The organism is Sulfurimonas sp., assembly GCF_034005705.1.
Lineage (GTDB): Bacteria > Campylobacterota > Campylobacteria > Campylobacterales > Sulfurimonadaceae > Sulfurimonas.
In genome coordinates this window covers 85,231-100,214 of record NZ_JAVEUF010000005.1, presented here as the reverse complement: position 1 = coordinate 100,214, position 14,984 = coordinate 85,231, and the positions used below count along the sequence as shown (strand labels likewise).

Sequence of the window (14,984 nt, the reverse complement as noted above, 5' to 3'; positions counted from 1 at the left end):
ATCTCCTAATACTCTTCACGGTTTTTAGAACTCTCTATATAGACAAGTCCTACGGAAAAGAGGTTCGCAATCAGAGCTCCGATTGCCAGAGCTATCGCCCACTCAAGGTTTCCGACTACTTCTAGATAGATAAATGCAGGAATAAGATGCAGATCCGCAACCAGTGATGATGCCAATAGTTCGGCAGAGAGGAGGTTTCTAACACCGATTTTCAAAAATGTAGAGACCAGATTCAAGCTGCCCGCCACAAAAAGCGCGACAGCACTATGCTCATATAAAAAACCCGCGATTGATGTTAAACTCATCAATGAAAAAAATACGTATATTACCTTGCCCCAATCCATGTTGACACCTTAGCTTTAAAATTAAATTGGAGTGATTATACAAAAAGTATCTTAAGTAGCGACTTATATCATATTGCTTAAGCTATTTAAGAATCAGATTTTTTTTCATAAAAAAGTAAAAAATTGCCAAAGGGGGAACAAAAACAATGCCTATAAGCCAAAATGTTTTTTGCTTCTCCTCTTTAAACTCAGCTTTATATACAGAGACTATGGAGTATATCCAAAAAGCTACAAACAGAAAAAAGACTAAAAATGAAACATTACTCATGACTAACTCCTTGTTGTGATAGACAATTGTAACTTTATTAGGTAACCAATGGGTAATGCGTTCTACATTACCCCTGATTCAAATTGAGATCTCATTCTCTCTTTTTCAGCTTCTCTTTTTGCTTTTTCTGCAAGTTTGACGTAGTAATTTTTTACATCAAAACCAAAAAGAAGCAGTGTCGGAGACGCAACAAAGATAGATGAGTATGTTCCGACCACGATTCCCACCAAAAGAGTAAATGCAAAGGCGTGAATGATCTCGCCGCCGAACATAAAGAGCGTAAACACAACAAAGAAAGTTGTGAGTGACGTAAGCGTCGTTCTAGCCAAAGTTTTTGTGACGGAGTCATCAATTATCTCTGAAAGCTCAACATCTTTGCCTTTTACGACACCCTCACGGATCCTGTCAAATACGATAATTGTATCGTTGAGCGAGTAACCAAGGATGGTCAAAAGCGCTGCGAGAACATCAAGGTTTACCTCCAGCCCTACAAGAGCGATAGCTCCAAGAGCGATCGAGACGTCATGAACAAGCGCCATTATAGAGGCTACTGCAAATCTCCACTCAAATCTGAATGCTACATATATCAAGATGCCGATTACTGCTAAGATGAGAGACATAATCCCTTTCTCTTTCAGCTCGCTTCCAACCTTTGGACCGACAATATCGACACGGCGTATCTCAAAATCTCCTGTACCCACAAGAGTCTCACGAGTGAGATCTCCGACATCGACCACTACGTCTCCGGTCGTTGTTCTCATACGGATAACGACCTCATCTTCTGAGCCGAACTCCGTTATTGAAGCACCCTCAAAAATAGCGTTGCCCTTTAGCTTCTCTCTCATCTCATCTATCGGTGCGGCAGTGTCATACTTGACCTGAACGATCGTTCCGCCTGCAAAATCGACACCGTAGTTAAGACCTTTAATAGCCAATATAAGAAACGAAGAGAGCACTAAAACTATTGATAAGACCATAGCTAACTTTGACTTGCCCATAAAATTAAAGGTTTTTGTTAGTTTAAAAAATTCCATAATTACCCCTTAATCCCGAACCAAAAAAGGTTGTTTTTGCTTTTTTGTATTCTCTTCTCAAGCATCTCGTAGATCCCATGTGTTCCAAGAATTGCAGTAAGCATTGAAGCGAGTATTCCTATACTAATAGTAATTGCAAAACCTTTGATAGCACCCGTTCCGTAAGCGTAAAGGACGACAGCAGCTATAAGTGTTGTTATGTTCGCATCCAAAATAGCGCTCATTGCATTCGCATAACCCTCTTCTATAGCTTTGTGAATCGACTTTCCTTCATGTATAAGCTCTCGTATACGCTCTGAGATAATAACGTTCGCATCAACTGCCATACCGACGGTAAGAACGATTCCTGCCATCCCCGGAAGCGTAAGCGTAGCCCCGAAGAGACTCATAACCGCCAAGATGATGAAGAGGTTTGCGATCAAAGCGATATTTGCGATCACTCCCGCCATTCTGTAATAGACAACCATAAATACGATTACAAGCACAAAACCGCCAACAAGCGCAATAAGGCTTGCCTTGATGCTGTCAGCTCCCAGACTAGGACCGACCGAACGCTTCTCCATAAGGTAGATAGGAGCCAAAAGAGAGCCTGAGCGAAGCGCAATTGCGAGGTCTTTTGCTTCCATAACCGTATAGTTTCCTGATATCTGCCCGCTTCCGCCGCCGATACGCTCGTTTATAACGGGAGCTGAGTAAACTTTGCCATCAAGAACAACTGCTAAACGCTTTCCTACACTTCTGCCCGTAAAGTCACCAAATATCTCGGCTCCTTCGGCATTTAGCGAAAAGCTGATAAGCGGGCGGTTGTTCTCATCAAATCCTACATTTGCATCTGTAAGCATTGATCCGTCTAGTATAGGTATCTCTCTTACAAGATGTTTTACGCTCGGATTTGCTACATCTTCAAGGATCACGTCACCGTAAGAGGCTGCCTCGCTCTCGCTCATGCTGTAAACTCTTGCCGTTCTGTCTTCATCGACTGCCATAAGTTCGAGTTTTGCTGCACGCGATATCAACTCACGGGCACGCTGCTCCTCCTCTATGGTCTTAATGCCTGCGAGTTGGACAAGGATCTTCTCCTCGCCTTGACGAGCTACCACCGGCTCGGTCAGACCAAACTGATCAAGCCTGTTTCTGATCGTCTCGATTGCCTGAGAGATCGCCTGCTGCTCGGTTCTTAGAATCTCCTCATCGCTAAGGCTAAGAGATATTCTCTCATCGACTACAACGACTATAGCCCCTTTTATCTCGTGAAAAAAAGATTGGATTGTCTTGACATCATCTTTATCTAAGAGCGTAAGTGTAATGCCCTCTTCATCGAACTGAAGCGTGTCTATCAATATATCTTTTCTCTCGCTGAAATGTTTTACACTTGCAGCGATCGACTTAATACGTGATTTGACGGCTTCTTCGGTCTTGACACCAAGAAGCATATGAAGTCCGCCTTGGAGATCAAGACCAAGAGTCACCTTCTTGCCATCTTGCATTTGAAACAGAGAAGGTGCAGAGAAGAAAACACCAAAGAGTATGGCAAGAGCAAATATTACTATGCGGTAATTAAGCTTCATCCTCATACTTTCTTGCAACGGCGTCTTTTGTTATCTTTACGATTACGTCGTCATTTATCTTAACTGTAAAGAACTGCTCTTCAACTTTATAAACAGTCGATATAATTCCGCCGATAGTGACTATCTTGTCGCCTTTTTTCAGAGATGTTACCATCTCCTGATGAGTTTTTGCCGCTTTTTGCTGCGGGCGGATGATTATGAAGTACATAATCGCGATGAGTATTATAAACGGGAGTAGTTGACTTATTATTTCCATGAGTCCGGGTTTCCTTTGAATAAATTGCGGCGATTATACAAGAACTATATTAATAAAAGACTGAATGGTGCTATAATTCAAACCAAAAAACAGAGCGTTAAAAGATGATAAAAAAGATCCAAAACATTAGAGATAACTATAATCCACTTCTTTTTGATCTAATATGCGGAGTCGTAACCTCTCTTTTATTCAGTGCCTTTTTATATCTTGAACACTTCGAAATAACTCTAAAATTCATAAACACGCTCTTTGGGCTTTTTGCTTTTGCGCTTCTTCTCTACATCCCAAAAAGAGCTGTTTTAGTAGCCGGTTTCTTTATAGGTCTTTTGTGGTTTTACTGGATAGGGTACAGCTTTAAATACAACGGCGTAGGCTATATGGAGCCTATTGTAACTCTGCTTTTTGCACTTGTCTATATGCTCTTTTTCGGCGTCTTGGCACTTACGAGAAGTGCTTTCATAAGAGCTTTAATGCTATTTGTTCTAAGCTTTGTAGAGCCTTTTGATTTTAACTGGCTGCAGATGGAGCTTCTCTTTGTCGATAGCTATTTTGGTGTACAGAAGTATCAGTTCGCTCTTATTCTCGCTTCTCTTGCACTGCCCTCTTTCATAAAAAAACCATACACATTTCTTCCGCTTCTGCTGCTTCTATTTAGCATAAACTTTGCTCCTGCTGTTCAAAAAGATGCTCCTCTGAAGATAAAACTTGTAGCAACCGACATATCTCAAGACAAAAAATGGCAAAAGGAGAGCCTCTCTCCGACAATAGAGCTGGTCTTTAAGGAAATAAGAGGGGCTAAAGAGAATGGGTATGACGTTGTCATATTTCCTGAGTCCGTTTTTCCGTTTTTTATGAACAAAGCACCTCTTATCTTTGAAGAGCTAAAAAAAGCCTCTTATGATATAGCTATCGTCGCGGGCTCTCTGCTTAGTGAGAACGGTATGCACTACAATGTGACATATATGTTTGAAGAGGGCAATTTTAAAGTGGCAAAAAAGCTGGTTCTAGTCCCGTTCGGAGAGTATATTCCGCTTCCAAAATTCGCACAGGATTTTATAAATGAAATATTTTTCGGCGGAGTGTCCGACTTTAAAACCGCAACCGAGCCGACCGACTTTACCATCAAAGGGGTGAAGTTTAGAAATGCTATCTGTTACGAAGCGACGTGCAAGGAGATATATGAAGGCGAGGTTGATTTTGTTATAGCCATAAGCAACAACGCCTGGTTTGCTCCATCAATTGAGCCGACACTGCAAAAGCTTCTTATGAGATACTATGCTAGAAAAAACGGTGCCACAATATACCACAGCGCAAACTATAGAGGTACTGGGATTATTAAGTAACCTTTATTTGGTATAATTGCACCTTATTTTATTTTACAGGGATTTATAATGATAAATCTAAAAAACCCGAGCCTTTACAACAATCGCGAGATCTCATGGCTTCAATTTAATACAAGAGTTTTAAAACAGGCACAAGATGAGTCTCTGCCGCTGTTGGAGCGTTTGAAGTTTCTGGCGATCTACGGAACAAACCTGGATGAGTTTTATATGATAAGGGTTGCCGGACTTAAAAAACTGTTCGCTGCGGGCATCATAGTCTCAAGTGCGGACAAGCTGACACCGCTTGAGCAGCTTAGAGAGATAAGAAAGTACCTACATCAAGAGCAGCAGGTCGTAGAACACTGCTTGAGCGGTATTTTAAAAAAGCTGGAGCCTGAGGGAATTAGAGTCAAATATTATCAAGACCTCAACCAACACGAAAAGAACAGGCTAAATAGATATTTTAACGAAAACATATACCCTGTAATAATACCTATCGCCGTTGACGCAACGCACCCTTTTCCACATCTTAACAACCTAAGCTTCGGGCTTATCGTAAAGCTAAAAGACAGTGACAACACAACAATTGAGAGATTTGGCATAGTTCGTGTCCCAAGAGTTTTAGAGAGATTTATTGAGATCGACAACGGAACATATGTCCCAATAGGAAGTGTTGTTGCACAACATATCGAAGACCTTTTTCCAGGCTACACACTTATAAAATATGCAGCCTTTAGAGTAACAAGAAATGCAGACATTGAGATCGAAGAGGAGGAGGCAGACGACTTTTTGGAGATTTTAGAAGAGGGACTGAAACTTCGCCGCAAAGGTGCAATGGTAAGACTTGAAGTCGGAATTAACGGCGATGATGAGATCGTTAACTTCTTTAACCGCCACACGAACGTTTACCAAGACGACATATATAGATTTCATACTTTCTTAAACCTCTCCAGTCTTTGGCAGATCGTATCAAATAAAAATTTCGCTCATCTTTTATCGGCTCCTTACAAACCAAAAACTCTTCCTCCTTTGGATAACAACGAAAATATTTTTTCAACTTTGGAAAAAGAGGATGTTCTGCTCTACCACCCTTATGAGAGTTTTGACCCTGTTGTAAAACTAATCCAAGAAGCTGCAAAAGACCCTGATGTAGTATCTATAAAGATGACTCTCTACCGCTCAGGAACCGATTCCCCTATTGTTAAATCTCTTATGAGTGCGAGCGAATCTGGCAAACAGGTAACCGTTATGGTTGAGCTAAAAGCGAGGTTTGACGAAGAGAACAACCTTATTTGGGCAAAAGCTCTTGAAAAAGCTGGCGCACACGTTATATACGGTATAAAAGGTTTTAAAGTCCATGCCAAAGCGACACTTATTACAAGAAGAAAGAACGGTAAACTAAAACAGTATGCGCATCTGGGAACTGGGAACTACAACCCTTCCACCTCAAAAGTATATACGGATATGAGTTACCTTACCTCAAAAGATGAGATAACAAACGATATGACGAGGTTTTTTCACTTTCTGACCGGCTTCAGCAAAAAAGGCAAACTTAACGAGCTATATATGTCGCCGTCTCAAATAAAACCTAAAGTTTTATCGCTTATACAAAACGAGACGAGAAAAAAGAGCGAAGGGCGTATAATCGCAAAACTTAACTCACTTGTTGACGATGATGTCATAAAAGCGCTCTACAAGGCGAGTCAAGCAGGAGTAAAGATCGACCTGATCATACGCGGTATCTGCTGTCTAAAACCGGGCATAGAAGGTGTGAGCGAAAATATAAGAGTCATCTCCATCCTTGGAAAATATCTTGAACACGCAAGAACCTTTTACTTTAAGAACGACGAAGCAGGAGTATATATCTCAAGTGCGGATTGGATGCCGAGAAACCTAATGAGACGCATAGAGCTTTTAACCGCCATAAAAGATAAAACCGCAAAAGAGAAGATAATTCAGATACTAGAACTTCAATGTGCAGATAACACTCTCGCGCACGAACTTCAAAGTGACGGTTCATACAAAAAAATAAAATCTGATGATGCAAAGGTCATAGACAACCATAAGTATCTGGAAGATTATGCAAACAAGATAGCAAAAGCCTCGACAAAAGAGAGTGCTCAATTAGTCAAAGAGCTCTCAAGCAATATATTTAAACAGGAGCTGTAATCATGCTGTACGATTTTAAAGATATGAGTCCAAAGATCGGAAAGAACACATGGATAGCACCTTCTGCCGATGTCATAGGAGATGTCGAGTGCGGAGAGGATTGCTCCATCTGGTTTGGAACCGTTGTGAGAGGCGATGTCCACTATATAAAGATAGGTGATCGCGTAAGCATACAAGACCTCAGCATGGTTCATGTCACACACCACAAAAAAGCGGACAGAAGCGACGGAAACCCGACAATTATCGGCAGTGACGTGACAATCGGTCACCGCGTAATGCTTCACGGATGCACAATCGAAGACGCTTGTCTTATCGGTATGAGCGCGACGATCCTTGACGGTGCAGTTATAGGAAAAGAGTCTATTGTGGGAGCTGGCGCACTTGTGACAAAAAATAAAGTTTTTCCGCCACGCTCGCTTATCATGGGAAGCCCTGCAAAAGTAATCAGAGAGCTAAGCGATGAAGAGATAAAAGAGCTTTATGCTTCTGCTTCACGCTATGTAGAGTTTAAATCTCACTACCAAAAATAGATGCCTGAATATTTTATTTTTGCGGACATTTTGGGCATTACCGCTTTTGCCATAAGCGGTTTTTTGATCGCCATAAAAAACAATCTTGATATACTCGGCATACTTATAGCAGCAACACTTACCGCTCTTGGCGGCGGGATAGTACGCGATGCTATTCTGAGCACTCCGCCATTTGCCTTTACCTACATTCATCCCGCGCTAACGCTCACAATTACAATCGCTTTGGTGTTTATATTTAAAATATACAAAAAAGACTCCATTGAGAGAGGATGGATATTTGTAGTAAGCGACACGATAGGGCTTGTAGCATTTAGCATCACAGGCGCGCTGATGGCGATAGATGCAGAGTTTAACTTCTTTGGCATAGTGATACTAAGCTTTATTACCGCAGTAGGCGGAGGGGTTGCAAGAGACATTATGATAAACCAGGTCCCAGCAGTGCTTATCAGTGATTTTTACGGCTCCATTGCGGTCATAGTTGCACTTATCTTAGGCACGCTTAGCATTTTTGACGTTGTTAATGAGTTTAGTATCCTCACAACCGCACTCTTTAGCATAGCGCTAAGGCTTTTAGCCTATAACAGAAGATGGCATCTGCCTAGGATTGTATGAAATATATTATATATATTTTGACATTATTTTCATAACGGTTTTTTATAAGTAAAGCTTGAATATTTACAAAAGTTAATTTTGATACTATAATGACCGCACTTTAAAATATACTAACTATTTTTTTATAAAAGGTATTTGACATGAAGATAGACGGTCGTTTTTGGCTGACAAAAGACAATGAGAGCTTTTTAGGTTCAGGCAGGGTCGAACTATTAAGAACTATAGAAAAGACAGGTTCTATAAATGCTGCGGCAAAAGAGATGAAAATGAGTTATAAAGCAGCTTGGGAGCGTATAAATTCAATGAATAACCTTGCAGACGAGCCGCTTATTACAAGAACAACGGGAGGAAAAGGCGGAGGCGGAACGACACTTACTCCTTACGCACATAAACTTATCGAAACATATAACCGTCTAAATGAGCTGCATAGAGAGTTCATCAACCGTTTTGCCGAAGCAGGTGATGACCCTGAACATTTAGCCAAAATACTAGCAAGAACCTTCTTAACCACTAGTGCCAGAAATCAACTTCCTTCTACGATAAAAGAGATAAAATTCAACGGCTTAAACGCATATATCGAACTCTCTCTTTTTGGGGGATGCTCTTTAACCTCAAGTATAACAACCAAATCTATAAAAAACATGGGCTTACATGTAGGAAGCAAAGTCTACGCCATCATCAAATCTAGCGACATAAATATCGTAAATGAAACACCTGCTTCAAACAAGAACATAAACATTTTAAAAGGCGATATAGAACTAATAGAAATATCTCAAGACTCTTTGGAAGTATCTTTTAAAATCAACGAACATATAACGCTTACCGCCCTTTTAAATAAAGAGGATGCCGCTTCTTTAAAAATAGGCTCTAAAGCTTTTGCACTTATAAATACCAATAATATAATAATAGGTTTATAGTTTAGAGTTAAATAAAACTTTAAGAAATATTTGATTATCATTCGTTATGTCTTACAAGATACAACGATATTTTTTTGTATTTAGACTATATTTAATACAAGGAGATAAAAATGTCGGATAAAGTATTTATCGTTATATCAAAAAAGATATATAATTATATTGGTTTAAAAAATAAAAACTTGTCCAAGCATGAAACAACTCTTCAGAAGATAGTACGGCATATTAAAAACAGCGTATTATCTTCTGAGGCGTTTACGCCTCAGATATCTAGTGAACTATTTTTTTATGTGCTGCTCTACAAAATGAAGTTACCTTCTTCTTTTTCTCTGTATTATCCTGTTAAATGTCCAAAACAAACCATAGACACAAAACAAAAAAATTGTTTCACTAGATTTATATATGCTCTGAATAAACAAACATCATGATTAAGGTATCAACATGTTAAAAAAAACAATTACTCTTCTTTTACTGATTTTAAGTTTTACATTACACTCAAAAGTTATAAATGAAAATCCCAAAAAAGTATTTGGCTCTTCTCCTCCGATGAACTATCTCATTTACGCTATAAACCCGAACAAGATGGTCGGTTTGAACTTTTATGCGAACAATATCAACAATAATGCCGAAGTGAGGTTTTTAAAACAGAGTTTTTTAGAACTTCCCGTCATAGGGTCGTTTCCCGGCTCAGGACAAGGGATAAATTTAGAGACTATCATAAAACACAATCCTGATCTTATTTTAATCTGGGAAGATGTTTATTTTTACAAACGCGTTGAAGAGCAGATAAGAAAAGCTCAAATACCCAGTATAACAATCCCTTTTAGAAAGATAGAGTCTATGCCCTCTTCTATATTGACAGCCGCCAAAGCCATGAATGAACATAAACGCGGCAAGATACTCTCTGATTACACAAAAGAGCGTATCGAATATATCAAAAATATGTTGCAAGAGGTTGAACCTGTAAAATATTATTATGCCGAAGGAGCCGACGGTTTAGCTACGGAGTGCAGCGACTCTATGCATGTTGAAGCATTAAACTTTGCAGGAGGAGAAAATGTACATAAATGCACTCAAAGTAACCTAAAAGGTCTTGAACGCATTAGTTTTGAGACACTTGTGGGTTATGATCCGCAAGTCATCATCGCACAAAACAGACTTGTTTACAACACCATACTCTCCAATCCTCTTTGGAAACATCTGCAAGCAGTGAAGAACAAAAGAGTCTATGTAGTACCCAACACGCCTTTTAACTGGATAGACAGACCGCCTTCTTTTATGAGAATTATAGGAATAGAGTGGTTGGCTCGCAACTTCCATCCAACACACTACAAAAACGACATCTATACGCAAATAGAAAAATTTTATAAACTGTTTTTAGATGTAGAACTCACACAAGAGCAGATATACCAAATAATAGGAGAAAAAGAGTGAAAACAAAATCTTTATTTATCTCAATGATGGCTTCAAGCCTCCTTTTGGCTGCTCCTATCAGTATAGAAAAAATCGTTATAGACGATACGGCGGCCATTAAACTATGAGCTTTTCAAAAGAGACACGCTATCTCATCGCAGGGGGAGTGCTTTTGGTTTTTTTAGCACTTTTTTCTTTGCTTTGGGGACAGTATCCTATAAGTCTGGAAGTATTTTCCGCCTATGTAAAAAATATCCTTTTTTCAACTCCTGTAGATGAATCTTATAATATTGAACTTATTCACAATATTATCACCGAGATTCGCCTTCCTCGTGTTTTGCTTGCTATTCTTATCGGTGCGGCACTCTCTACAAGCGGAGCGGTTTTTCAGGCAATGTTTGTAAATCCTCTTGTCTCTCCCGGGATTTTAGGAGTACTTGCAGGAGCATCATTCGGTGCGGCTTTGGGGATGCTGCTAAGCGAACACTGGTATTTAGTGCAGATATTTGCTTTTTCTTTCGGATTTATCGCGGTCGGTTTTGCCGTGTTCATAGGTTCAATGGTTACCTCCTCCCGCTCAACCGTCATGCTGGTTCTGGGCGGTGTTATCAGCGGTTCGCTTTTTACTTCTCTGCTCTCTATCATAAAGTATGTTGCAGACCCTTACAGCACGCTGCCTGCCATTGTTTACTGGCTTATGGGTTCACTGTCTATGGCAAATCTAAACGAAGTTTTTCTTGTAGCGATTCCTATTTCAATCAGCATTGCGGGCATGATATTTATGAGTAAATATTTTGATTTGATGAGCTTGGGAGACGAGGAGGCAAAAGCACTTGGCGTAAATGTCAAGCTTATACGCATCATAGCTATCGTTCTTGCTACGCTGGCAAGTTCATTGTCGGTCGTTATGGCGGGCATTATCGGCTGGGTAGGGCTTATCATACCGCATATTATCCGCATGGCGGTTGGTCCCTCACACCGTCTGCTCATTCCTCTCTCGGCTATTGCGGGAGGAGCTTTTTTGCTTCTTGCCGACGGGGTATCAAGACTTGCTCTTAGCGTTGAGATACCGATAGGGATTTTGACTTCGCTAATAGGAATTCCTATCTTTATAATTGTTTTAAAAAATGCGAGGGCGGCATGGAACTAAAACCCATCATAGAGGTAAAAGACCTCCATTTTTCATATAAAAAACATCAAGTTTTAGCAGGTGTTGACTTAGAGCTTTACAGAGGCGAAGTCGTCTCTTTGCTAGGACCAAACGGATGCGGAAAAAGTACGCTTATCAAGCTTATCCTAAAGCTTTTGCATGGAAAAGGGGAGATAAAAATAGCCTCCAAAGAGATTGGAAAATATTCGCACAAAGATATAGCTTCACATGTAGCTTATATTCCGCAGTACAATAATACGCCTTTTAACTATACGGTTCTTGAGATGGTGGTTATGGGAAGAGTCTCAAAACTTGATTTTTTTGCTCTTCCATCAGCAAATGATTATGAGGTGGCAAACAAAGCGCTTGAAAAAATAAACATTGAGCATCTGCGATACAAAGCGTTCGGACAGCTAAGCGGCGGACAAAAACAGATGGTGCTTTTGGCTCGTGCCATCGCTCAGGAAGTAAATGTTTTTATCATGGACGAGCCTGTCGCAGGGCTTGATTACGGCAATCAGATAAGACTATTGGAACTCATAAACGAACTAAGTGCGCAAGGGTACACATTTTTAAAAACCACGCATTACCCAGACCATGCACTTTTGGTATCAAGCCGTGTAGTGGTTATGAATGGTGGGAAAATCATAGCAAATGGAACACCGCATGAAGTGATTACCAAAGATATGATACAAGATGTTTACTCCATCAGTGCAGACATCATCATGCACGACTCACACAAAAGATGTGTTCCGATATTTGAGCAAAAAAGAGAGGTTATATAAGATGGATTTACTGTTTGAAGATATGGGTTATTTTGACTTAACCACACATGGACTAGGGATTGGGGATAAAAAAGGAGTTATGAGTTTTGCGCCTAAAGACGAGATAGTGCTTTGCGGAGCGGATGAAGTTGAAAAGATTTTAAAAAAGCTTGACATAAAACACATTTTTTTTAAAAAAAACGGCGATAGAGTTATGGCAAACGAGACCATCTTGGAGTGCAAATCAGATGCGGCTTCGCTTCATCAAGCATGGAAAATCTCTCAAAATATCTTTGAGTATATGAGCGGTATCGCAACATATACGAACACGCTTGTAAAGAGTGCCAAAGCGATAAACCCAAACATTAGTGTCTCAACAACCAGAAAAAACTTCCCCGGAGCTAAAGAGCTTATGCTAAAAGCCGTCATGTGCGGCGGCGGTGCGCCTCATCGTCTCGGGCTTTACGACTCTGTTTTGATTTTTGAGCAGCATCTGAATTTTTTTAGCGACAAGGCAGAATTGGAGCGAGGTTTCAAAGAGCTAAAACACAATTTTATAGAGAGAAAAATTGCCGTTGAAGTTGAGAGTTTTGAGCAGGCTTCATACTTTGCTTCACTGAGTGCAGACATACTTCAATGCGAAAAGATGGATTTTGAACTTCTTAAAAAATGTGTAAAACTCAAACATGAGTTTCCTCATCTTTTACTCTCTGCAACGGGCGGGATAAACGAGAAAAATATTGCCGATTTTGCAGCGTGCGGTGTTGATTTTATAGTCACTTCATCGCCTTATCATGCAAAACCTCTTGATATAAAAGTGACTATAAAGGAGACGAATAGATGAAAATAAAAAGTTTTTTCGGCTCTAGCATTATCGGTATATTGGGCGGATTAATAGGACTTGGCGGAGCGGAATTCAGGCTGCCTTTTCTGGTGGGAATACTCAAAATAGACACTCTTCATGCCATAATTATCAATCTCTCTATTTCATTGGTAACGGTTTTGTTTGCGCTTCTCTTTAGAGGAGTAGATGCAAACATAGTATCTCACACCGATATAGTCCTAAATCTTCTTAGCGGAACGCTCATTGGTGCTTATATCGGTGTTTCATACGCTACAAAAATAAATAAAGAAACGCTGCATACACTCATCTTTTATCTTTTGATATTTTTAAGTCTTGTTCTATTTAGCCATACCTTTTTAGAAATAAAAAATGTTATTTCGCTTCAAACGCTATCTCAAGCAGTGCTTGGCTTGATTGCAGGAGTAGGCATAGGTTTAGTCAGTTCGCTTTTAGGCGTAGCGGGAGGGGAACTGCTTATTCCGACTATTGTGCTTTTATACGGAGTAGATATTAAAACTGCAGGAACGCTTAGTCTTGCCATATCACTTCCCACCCTTTTAGTAGGACTTTACAGATATCATAAAAATGGTAGATTTTTAGAAATTTTAAACTTTAGAGATGTTTTAATATTTATGTTTATAGGCTCGATAGTCGGCGCTTTTATAGGTGCTATGCTCTTTGGAGAGGTAAATGCTTCAATCATAGAGATACTTCTAGCGGTAATACTCTTAATCTCGGCATACAAGCTTTTTAAGAAGAAGTAAAAATTTATATACCGTTATATCAATTATGAAATAACAAAAGGAAAAACAGATGAAAAATATTTTATTTGCTTTAGCAATTATCTTTAGTGTAAACATCAATGCAAGAACTATTACTGACGATTACGGCAGAGTCGTTGAAGTTCCAGAGCATATTACCAAAATCTACGCCGCCTCGCCGCCGCTTACCATGAGCCTTTTGGCATTTAACCCTGATTTGGTAGCGGGGCTTAATTCCCCGTTTAACGAGACGCAAAAAAAGTATGCAGCGAGTGCATACAACAAGCCAGTAATAGGCGGTTTTATGGGGCAGGGAAACACTCCGAACTTTGAGATATTAGCAGGCATAAAACCCGATGTGATAATCATGTGGGCTAGAATGAGAGGATACGAGAAAGTTTTGAACAAATTTCAAAAATTAGGCATACCCGTTTTATTGGTTGAAAACGAGTCGATATACAGCATCATCACCCAGTTTGAACTCTTTGCAAAACTCACAGGCGACACCACAAGAGCGGATGAACTAATAGCTTATACAAAGAAAAACCTCTCTCTTATAGAATCACTCAAAAAAGAACTATCCAAGCAAAAAGAGGTGCGTTACTACTTCGCACAGGGGTTAGACGGGTTATCCAGCGAATGTGAAGGCTCATTTCATTTAGAGCCGTTTAAATATGCAGGTGCAAATAATGCGCTTGATTGCCGCATGAGTTCTAATTACGGGATGGAGAAGATAAGCATGGAGAGCGTTATCTTAAGCAATCCCGATGTTATAGTTGCCATGGAAAAAACATTTACCGATACGCTAATGCAAAATCCGCAATGGAGAAATCTAAGAGCCGTTAAAGAGGGTAAAGTTTTTACCGTTCCCGCAACTCCTTTTAACTACATCTCAAGACCGCCCTCTTTTATGAGACTTCTAGGTATCAGATGGCTGATTGACTCTTTTTATCCATCGCTTTTAGAAAAACCATTTGAAGAGGAGAAAAAAGAGTTTGAAGCACTCTTTTTTCCTCAGCTAAAGGAGAATTGAAA

General features: G+C 39.8%; 16 protein-coding genes. 11 read left to right on the top strand and 5 right to left on the bottom strand.

What is annotated here, in order from left to right; translation table 11 throughout:
• Positions 1-5 precede the first annotated feature (5 nt).
• From RBR61_RS04215 to yajC, 5 genes are all read right to left on the bottom strand, one after another.
• Positions 6-344: a DUF6394 family protein gene (locus RBR61_RS04215; RefSeq protein ID WP_137013803.1), complete on the bottom strand. Its 339-nt coding sequence runs from the start codon at positions 342-344 to the stop codon at positions 6-8.
• A gap of 82 nt (positions 345-426) precedes the next feature.
• Positions 427-612 (bottom strand): PLDc N-terminal domain-containing protein, encoded by a 186-nt coding sequence (locus RBR61_RS04210; RefSeq protein WP_320342310.1) that lies wholly within the window; start codon positions 610-612, stop codon positions 427-429.
• Between the two features lie 62 nt (positions 613-674).
• Positions 675-1,646: a protein translocase subunit SecF gene (secF, locus tag RBR61_RS04205; protein WP_320342309.1), complete on the bottom strand. Its 972-nt coding sequence runs from the start codon at positions 1,644-1,646 to the stop codon at positions 675-677.
• Between the two features lie 2 nt (positions 1,647-1,648).
• Complete coding sequence (gene secD, locus RBR61_RS04200; RefSeq protein ID WP_320342308.1) at positions 1,649-3,214, bottom strand: protein translocase subunit SecD; 1,566 nt, start codon at positions 3,212-3,214, stop codon at positions 1,649-1,651.
• Positions 3,204-3,470, bottom strand: coding sequence for a preprotein translocase subunit YajC (yajC, locus tag RBR61_RS04195; RefSeq protein WP_320342307.1), 267 nt, complete (start codon positions 3,468-3,470; stop codon positions 3,204-3,206). Before yajC ends, secD begins: the two co-directional genes overlap by 11 nt.
• A 104-nt stretch (positions 3,471-3,574) precedes the next feature.
• On the opposite strand from yajC, the gene RBR61_RS04190 reads away from it, so the two are divergent.
• From RBR61_RS04190 to RBR61_RS04140, 11 genes are all read left to right on the top strand, one after another.
• Positions 3,575-4,813, top strand: coding sequence for an apolipoprotein N-acyltransferase (locus RBR61_RS04190; protein WP_320342305.1), 1,239 nt, complete (start codon positions 3,575-3,577; stop codon positions 4,811-4,813).
• A 48-nt stretch (positions 4,814-4,861) separates the two neighbouring features.
• Positions 4,862-6,961, top strand: a complete 2,100-nt coding sequence (locus tag RBR61_RS04185; RefSeq protein WP_320342303.1) for an RNA degradosome polyphosphate kinase — start codon at positions 4,862-4,864, stop codon at positions 6,959-6,961.
• Positions 6,962-6,963: 2 nt separating this feature from the next.
• Positions 6,964-7,491, top strand: a complete 528-nt coding sequence (locus RBR61_RS04180; protein ID WP_320342301.1) for a gamma carbonic anhydrase family protein — start codon at positions 6,964-6,966, stop codon at positions 7,489-7,491.
• Entirely contained in the window at positions 7,492-8,103 is a 612-nt protein-coding gene (locus RBR61_RS04175; protein ID WP_320342299.1) for a TRIC cation channel family protein, read from the top strand.
• A gap of 140 nt (positions 8,104-8,243) precedes the next feature.
• A complete protein-coding gene (locus RBR61_RS04170; RefSeq protein WP_320342298.1) occupies positions 8,244-9,020 on the top strand; it encodes a TOBE domain-containing protein in 777 nt (258 codons plus the stop codon).
• Between the two features lie 438 nt (positions 9,021-9,458).
• Complete coding sequence (locus RBR61_RS04165; RefSeq protein ID WP_320342296.1) at positions 9,459-10,451, top strand: ABC transporter substrate-binding protein; 993 nt, start codon at positions 9,459-9,461, stop codon at positions 10,449-10,451.
• 103 nt (positions 10,452-10,554) lie between these two features.
• Positions 10,555-11,580 carry an iron ABC transporter permease gene (locus tag RBR61_RS04160; protein ID WP_320342295.1) on the top strand — a complete coding sequence of 342 codons (1,026 nt, stop codon included), beginning with the start codon at positions 10,555-10,557 and terminating at the stop codon, positions 11,578-11,580.
• Entirely contained in the window at positions 11,571-12,365 is a 795-nt protein-coding gene (locus tag RBR61_RS04155) for an ABC transporter ATP-binding protein (RefSeq protein ID WP_320342294.1), read from the top strand. Before RBR61_RS04160 ends, RBR61_RS04155 begins: the two co-directional genes overlap by 10 nt.
• A 1-nt stretch (position 12,366) precedes the next feature.
• A complete protein-coding gene (gene modD, locus RBR61_RS04150; RefSeq protein WP_320342292.1) occupies positions 12,367-13,188 on the top strand; it encodes a ModD protein in 822 nt (273 codons plus the stop codon).
• On the top strand, positions 13,185-13,952 hold the full coding sequence (locus tag RBR61_RS04145) for a sulfite exporter TauE/SafE family protein (RefSeq protein WP_320342291.1): 768 nt from the start codon (positions 13,185-13,187) through the stop codon (positions 13,950-13,952). Before modD ends, RBR61_RS04145 begins: the two co-directional genes overlap by 4 nt.
• A gap of 49 nt (positions 13,953-14,001) precedes the next feature.
• Positions 14,002-14,982: an ABC transporter substrate-binding protein gene (locus tag RBR61_RS04140; RefSeq protein ID WP_320342289.1), complete on the top strand. Its 981-nt coding sequence runs from the start codon at positions 14,002-14,004 to the stop codon at positions 14,980-14,982.
• Positions 14,983-14,984: the final 2 nt, after the last annotated feature.

Bases quoted from the DNA above. Each gene is read 5' to 3' on its own strand.
- RBR61_RS04215 (WP_137013803.1), bottom strand. From the start codon at position 344: ATGGATTGGGGCAAGGTAATATACGTATTTTTTTCATTGATGAGTTTA.
- RBR61_RS04210 (WP_320342310.1), bottom strand. From the start codon at position 612: ATGAGTAATGTTTCATTTTTAGTCTTTTTTCTGTTTGTAGCTTTTTGG.
- secF (WP_320342309.1), bottom strand. From the start codon at position 1,646: ATGGAATTTTTTAAACTAACAAAAACCTTTAATTTTATGGGCAAGTCA.
- secD (WP_320342308.1), bottom strand. From the start codon at position 3,214: ATGAAGCTTAATTACCGCATAGTAATATTTGCTCTTGCCATACTCTTT.
- yajC (WP_320342307.1), bottom strand. From the start codon at position 3,470: ATGGAAATAATAAGTCAACTACTCCCGTTTATAATACTCATCGCGATT.
- RBR61_RS04190 (WP_320342305.1), top strand. From the start codon at position 3,575: ATGATAAAAAAGATCCAAAACATTAGAGATAACTATAATCCACTTCTT.
- RBR61_RS04185 (WP_320342303.1), top strand. From the start codon at position 4,862: ATGATAAATCTAAAAAACCCGAGCCTTTACAACAATCGCGAGATCTCA.
- RBR61_RS04180 (WP_320342301.1), top strand. From the start codon at position 6,964: ATGCTGTACGATTTTAAAGATATGAGTCCAAAGATCGGAAAGAACACA.
- RBR61_RS04175 (WP_320342299.1), top strand. From the start codon at position 7,492: ATGCCTGAATATTTTATTTTTGCGGACATTTTGGGCATTACCGCTTTT.
- RBR61_RS04170 (WP_320342298.1), top strand. From the start codon at position 8,244: ATGAAGATAGACGGTCGTTTTTGGCTGACAAAAGACAATGAGAGCTTT.
- RBR61_RS04165 (WP_320342296.1), top strand. From the start codon at position 9,459: ATGTTAAAAAAAACAATTACTCTTCTTTTACTGATTTTAAGTTTTACA.
- RBR61_RS04160 (WP_320342295.1), top strand. From the start codon at position 10,555: ATGAGCTTTTCAAAAGAGACACGCTATCTCATCGCAGGGGGAGTGCTT.
- RBR61_RS04155 (WP_320342294.1), top strand. From the start codon at position 11,571: ATGGAACTAAAACCCATCATAGAGGTAAAAGACCTCCATTTTTCATAT.
- modD (WP_320342292.1), top strand. From the start codon at position 12,367: ATGGATTTACTGTTTGAAGATATGGGTTATTTTGACTTAACCACACAT.
- RBR61_RS04145 (WP_320342291.1), top strand. From the start codon at position 13,185: ATGAAAATAAAAAGTTTTTTCGGCTCTAGCATTATCGGTATATTGGGC.
- RBR61_RS04140 (WP_320342289.1), top strand. From the start codon at position 14,002: ATGAAAAATATTTTATTTGCTTTAGCAATTATCTTTAGTGTAAACATC.